This window comes from Corallococcus sp. CA053C, from assembly GCF_003611675.1.
In the GTDB taxonomy this organism is placed as follows: Bacteria; Myxococcota; Myxococcia; order Myxococcales; family Myxococcaceae; genus Corallococcus.
In genome coordinates this window covers 1-4,746 of record NZ_RAWA01000575.1, presented here as the reverse complement: position 1 = coordinate 4,746, position 4,746 = coordinate 1, and the positions used below count along the sequence as shown (strand labels likewise).

Annotated in this window: 4 protein-coding genes; 2 read left to right on the top strand and 2 right to left on the bottom strand. The window is 73.5% G+C overall.

Annotated features, from left to right (window positions below; all coding sequences use genetic code 11):
- Positions 1–12: 12 nt before the first annotated feature.
- Positions 13–465, bottom strand: a complete 453-nt coding sequence (locus tag D7V97_RS40190; protein ID WP_120615853.1) for a Fur family transcriptional regulator — start codon at positions 463–465, stop codon at positions 13–15.
- Between the two features lie 293 nt (positions 466–758).
- Between D7V97_RS40190 and D7V97_RS40185 the strand changes: the two genes are divergently transcribed.
- Both D7V97_RS40185 and D7V97_RS40180 read left to right on the top strand, forming a co-directional pair.
- Positions 759–2,729, top strand: coding sequence for a PAS domain-containing protein (locus tag D7V97_RS40185; protein WP_199729138.1), 1,971 nt, complete (start codon positions 759–761; stop codon positions 2,727–2,729).
- A 76-nt stretch (positions 2,730–2,805) separates the two neighbouring features.
- Positions 2,806–3,216 carry a response regulator gene (locus D7V97_RS40180; RefSeq protein WP_120615851.1) on the top strand — a complete coding sequence of 137 codons (411 nt, stop codon included), beginning with the start codon at positions 2,806–2,808 and terminating at the stop codon, positions 3,214–3,216.
- Here D7V97_RS40180 and D7V97_RS40175 read toward each other — a convergent pair.
- Positions 3,158–4,746 (bottom strand): ATP-binding protein (locus D7V97_RS40175; RefSeq protein ID WP_368669007.1); only part of this gene is annotated, 1,589 nt, incomplete at its 5' end. The genes D7V97_RS40180 and D7V97_RS40175 overlap by 59 nt on opposite strands.

The following is a 4,746-nucleotide window of genomic DNA, read 5'->3' as shown; positions in this document are numbered from 1 at the left end:
GCCCCGGAGGCACTACTCGCAGCGGTCGCAGAGGCCGCGCAGCTGCACTTCCACGGCGCGCTGGGACACGGCGCGGGGCACGCCCTTGGCGGCGGAGATGCGCACGGACTCTTCGGGCAGGCACGCCACGGTGCCGCAGTCGGTGCAGGTGAAGTGGGGGTGGCTGTTGGTGTGCTCGGTGCCGCCGGCGCGCTTGAGCTCGAAGCGCCAGACGTGGTCGCCCAGGTCGGCGCGCACGACGAGCCCCGCTTCGGTCAGGTCGGTGAGGTTGCGGTAGATGGTGACGCGGTCGTAGCCCTCGCCGCCCAGCTCCTCCACCAGGTCCGCGTGGCTCATTGGCGCGGTGGCCGTCTCCAGCTTGCGCAGCACTGCGACGCGGGGGGCGGTGCTGCGCAGCCCCGCGGCGCGAATCCGGTCCTGGAACCCGGTCAGCTTCTCCTGCGCGGAGATTTTCTTGGCACCCATGGCGCGTCGAATAACACAGCCGTCGTTCCACGTCCCGGCCACCGTAAACGAGGTGTACCTGTAGCCCGGTTGTAGCTGCGACGCGTGACGCCGCCTTCGCGCGGGCGCCTCCTCGCGCCGGTGCCGGGCGGCCGTGGGGGCTTCCAGCTTCCAACACTTCCCCACGCCTGTCTTGACTCGGTGGGCGTCCTCCTCACACTGCGCCTTTGCTCATCCATCCTGGGAGCGGGCCGTTGGGGTCCCACCTCCCAGACCGACCTGTCGCCCGTGCCCGTCCTGTCCGTCACCCCTTGATGAAGCCCACCCTGCTGCTCGTCGAAGCTCCGGGTCCCCACCGGGAGCTGCTGAGCCTGACCTTCCAGAGCCAGGGCTGGCAGGTGCTCCTGGCGGCGGGGGTGGAGCCCCTGGTGCGCATGCTGCGGGAGTCCCCGGCGGTGCACCTGGTGATGGGGCCCGCGGGGCTGCTCACCGTCGCGGGGGACACCCTGGGCCCGCTGCGTGAGGCGCTGGCCTCCTCTGGCGCGGCGCTCTGGGTGGACGCGCTGCCGGCGGAGCAGGAGGCCGTGCGCCAGCTGGACCTGCCCGTGGCGGGCTTCCTCGCGCCGTCCCTGTCGCTGGGCTCGCGGCTGGACGCGGTGCGGCAGGCGCTGCCGCCCGCGGTGCTGGAGGTGGCGGGGGCGCCCCCGCTGCGGGTGCTGGTGGCGGAGGACGACCCCGTCTTCCGCAAGCTGTTGCAGCTGGCGCTGGCCCCGTTCCGCTTCGAGGTGCTGCTGGCGGAGGACGGGCTGGAGGCGCTGGAGCTGGCGCGGCGGCGGCCGCCGGGCATCGTCGTGGCGGACGTGCTGATGCCGCGCCTGGACGGCTACCGGCTGTGCCTGGCGCTGCGCCAGGATCCGAAGCTCGCGCGGGTGCCCGTCATCCTCACGCACGCCACCGCGCCGGACGAGCTGGACCTGCGCATGGCCGCCAACGTGGGGGCCAACGGCTTCGTGCGCCGCGCCCAGGGCGACGACGAGCTGCTGGCGCTGCTGCTGCGCGAGTCGCACGCGGAAGGGCCCCTGCCCGCGCCGGTGCCCGGCGAGCTGTCCACGGAGGCGCACCTGTATTCGATGGTGCGGCAGCTGGAGCGACGCGTGGGGCTGCTGGAGCAGGCGGAGCGCCACGCGCGCGAGAGCGAGGAGCGCTACCGGCTGGTGGTGTCCGGCTCCTACGACGGTGTCTGGGATTGGGACGTGCGCCGCCAGACGATGTACTGGAGCCCGCGCCTGTTGGAGATGCTGGGCTTGCAGCCGGAGGACTTCCCGGGCACGTCCGACGCGTTCCTCGCGCGGGTGCACCCGGAGGACCGGGGCGAGGTGGCGGCCGCGCTCGCCCAGCACCTGGAGCAGGGCACGCCCTACGACGTGTCCTTCCGGCTGCGGCACGCGAACGGGGGCTACCGCTCCTGCGTGAGCCGGGGGCGGGCGCTGCGGGACGCGCAGGGGCGGCCCATCCGCATGGCGGGCATCATCGGCGACGTGACGGAGCAGCTGCGGCTGTACCGCGAGACGCGCGACGCGGTGCGCGTGCGGGACGAGTTCCTGGCGGTGGCCGCGCACGAATTGCGCACGCCCCTGGCCGCGCTGCGCCTGCGGGTGCAGGGCACGGCGGCGGCGCTCAAGCTGCGGCACCAGGTGGAGCCGGAGCGGCTGGAGCGCGCGCTGGTGGCGGCGGACCGCCAGGTGCAGCGGCTGGCGGACCTGGTGGAGGGGCTCCTGGACGTGTCGCAGCTGCAGAGCCACGCGCCCCGGCTGAACCTGGCCGAGGTGGACCTCGCGCAGGTGGTGCGCGACATGATGGCGCGCTCGGAGGAGGCGGCGTCGCGCGCGGGGTGCCGGCTGGTGTTGCGCGAGTCCTCACCCCTGGTGGGCCGGTGGGACGCGCTGCGGCTGGGCCAGGTGGTGATGCACCTGCTCGCCAACGCGGTGAAGTTCGGGCCGGGCAAGCCCGTGGAGCTGGAGGTCCAGGGCGACGGGGACACGGCGCTGCTCCAGGTGCGCGACCACGGCATCGGCATCGCGCCGGACCGGGTGGACGGCCTGTTCCGCCGCTTCGAGCGCGCGGTGCCCACGCGGCACTACGGCGGGCTGGGCCTGGGGCTGTACCGGCTGCACCGCATCGTGGAGGCGCACGGCGGCCAGGTGTCCGTGGCGAGCACCCCGGGCGAGGGCGCCACGTTCAGCGTGCGCCTGCCCCGCGCGGGGCCTCCTGCCCTGAGGGCCTGACAGGCACTCTGTCCGGTGCCCCACAGCCGGTGCGCGGCCCCCTCCTGTCCCTCGCGGGAGGAAGCACTTTGTCCCCATGGGAAACCGACCGACCGTCCTGGTGCTCAACGGGAGCGAAGACCTCATCGAGGCGCTGGAGGAGCTGCTGGATGACGCGGGCTTCCAGACGAAGGGTGTCCGCGTGCAGGACATCGTCCGCGGCCCGGTGGACTTCACCACGCTGGTGCGGGAGACCCGCCCGGCGGTCATCGTCTACGACATCAGCGTGCCCTTCGACCTGAGCTGGAGCGCGTTCCAGAAGCTGGCCGCGTCCCCCGTCGCCGCGGGCATCCCCTTCGTGCTCACCACCACCAACCGGGAGGGCGCGGAGGAGTACACCGGGCCGGACGTCATCGAGTTGCTGTTGAAACCCTATGACATCCAGCAGTTCACCCAGGCGGTGTCGCAGGCGGTGAACCGGGGCGCAGGCGCGGCAGCAACACGGTGAAGGTGGTGCCCGTCTCCAGCGCGGAGCGGGCCGTGATGGTGCCGCCGTGGGCGCGCACCACCTGACGGACGATGAAGAGCCCCAGGCCGATGTTGCGGTCCGCCCGGCTCTCCTGGTGGGAGGCGCCGCGCTCCAGGGGTTCGAAGAGGCGGGGCAGGAAGGTGTCGGGGATGGGGACGCCGGTGTTGTGGACCTCCAGCACCACCCCGCTGTCCTGGCCGTGGCTGCGCACCTGGACGGGCTCGTCCGGCGCGCCGTAGTTCAGCGCGTTGCCCAGCAGGTTGCCCACCACCTGGGCCAGCCGGTCCGCGTCCCACCGGCCCAGGCCGTCGCCGCTGCGCGACACCTTGATGGCGCGGCCGGGGAAGGCGGCCTGGGCCTCTTCCACGGCGGCCTCCACCACGTGGTGGAAGTCCATGTCGCGCGGGTGCAGCAGCAGGCCGCCCTGGCGCACCTGGGTGAAGTCCAAGAGGTCGCGCACCATCCGCACGGCCCGCTCGGTGGACATGACGATGCGGTGCATCTGCTTCTGCTGCACCTCGGTGAGGCCCTCGCGCCGCAGCAGCAGCTTGGCGGACAGGTGGACGGCGGCCAGGGGGTTGCGCAGGTCGTGGGAGACGATGCCGATGAGCTGGCGTTCGAAGTCGCTGCGCTTCTGGGCCTCCGCCTCCTGGTGCTTGCGCGCGGTGACGTCCTGGAGCGCGCCCACCACCTGCACGGCGTGGCCCCGGCTGTCCCGGACGATGAAGGCGCGCTCCTCCACGTCCAGCCAGGTGCCCAGGGCGCCCAGGAACCGGTGGGCGCTCTGCCACGTCTCCCCGGCGCCCTCGATGGCCTCCCGGAAGCCGCGCTGGACGGCGGACAGGTCGTCCGGGTGGATGCGCTCGCGCCACCACGCCTCGCGCGGGAGGCGTCCGCTCTCCGGCGTCCCCAGCACGGCGTGGGCGCTGCCACTCCAGTCCAGGCTGTCCGTCTCCGGCTCCCACTCCCAGATGGCGTCGCGGGTGGCGCGCACCGCCAGCCGGAAGCGCTGGTCGCTGCGCGAGGCGCGGGCCTCCGCGTTGCGCACCTCGTCCAGCGTGCTCTGGGCCAGGGACAGCGTCTGGCGGGTGCGCTCCAGCGTCGCCGCCGCTTCCCGCGCGCTCCGCCGCTGCTGCCAGCTCCAGCGCGCCAGCCCGTGGACGCGGGCCACCAGCTCCGACGGGCGGAAGGGCTTGAAGGCGTAGTCGTTGGCGCCCGCGTCCAGGCCCTCCACGACGTCCTCGGGGCGCTGGTGGGAGGTGAGCAGCAGCACGGGCAGTTGGGCGGTGAGGGGCGCGGCGCGAACGAAGCGGCAGACCTCCAGCCCGGTGAGCCCGGGGGTCTCCCGGTCCAGCACCATCACGTCCGGGGGCGCGTGGAAGCTCAGGGCCTCCACCAGGGAGGCTCCGTCCGCGAAGTGCAGGACCTCGCACGAGGGGGCCAGCGCCGCCTGGGTGACGCGCGCCTCCAGCGACGAGTCCTCCAGCAGCCAGACGAGGGGACGTGGAG